The sequence below is a fragment of the Klebsiella sp. 10982 genome (assembly GCF_048589245.1).
GTDB lineage: Bacteria > Pseudomonadota > Gammaproteobacteria > Enterobacterales > Enterobacteriaceae > Klebsiella > Klebsiella quasivariicola.
The window spans coordinates 1-771 of sequence record NZ_JBMAXV010000131.1; the positions used below are offsets into that span (position 1 = coordinate 1).

The following is a 771-nucleotide window of genomic DNA, read 5'->3' on the forward strand; positions in this document are numbered from 1 at the left end:
CCTGTGGATATCCAGCCCGGTGTCATACGGCGTACCGGCCAGCGTCGCCACCAGCGCCTCGGTGGCCGGGTGGCCGTAGGTGGCGCTCATTGAGGAGATGGCGGTGTCGACGCCGTCCACGCCCGCCTCAATGGCCTTCAGCAGGGCCATCTCCGCCATGCCGGTGGTGGCGTGACAGTGCAGGTGCAGGGTGACGTCGTAGCGTTTTTTGATTTCGCTGACCAGCTCATACGCCGCCCCCGGCGTCAGGATACCGGACATGTCCTTGATGGCGACGGAGTCGACGCCGGTCTCCAGCAGCTGTTCGGTTAAATCCAGCCAGGTCTGCAGGGTGTGGACCGGGCTGGTGGTGTAGGAGAGCGTGCCCTGGGCATGGGCGCCGTGGCGGCGGACCGCCTGCAGGGCGGCTTTCATATTGCGCGGGTCGTTCATGGCATCGAAGACACGGAAGACGTCCATGCCGTTTTTGACGGCGCGTTCGACAAAGCGCTCCACCACATCGTCGGCGTAGTGGCGGTAGCCGAGCAGGTTCTGGCCGCGGAGCAGCATCTGCAGCGGGGTCTTCGGCATCGCCTTTTTCAGCTCGCGCAGGCGGACCCACGGGTCCTCGCCGAGAAAGCGGATGCAGGCGTCAAAGGTGGCGCCGCCCCAGCACTCCAGCGAGCGGTAGCCAACGTCGTCGAGCGCAGCGGCAACGGGCAGCATATCGTCGAGACGCAGGCGGGTGGCGAACAGGGACTGGTGGGCGTCGCGCAGGACGACATCGGTAAT

Annotated in this window: 1 protein-coding gene; it reads right to left on the minus strand. The window is 65.9% G+C overall.

The genetic code is table 11. The annotated features are described in order from the left end of the window. Positions 1-771, minus strand: a 771-nt coding sequence (locus ACKLKD_RS27915) for a pyruvate carboxylase subunit B (RefSeq protein WP_420062013.1), incomplete at both ends; no start/stop codon positions are given.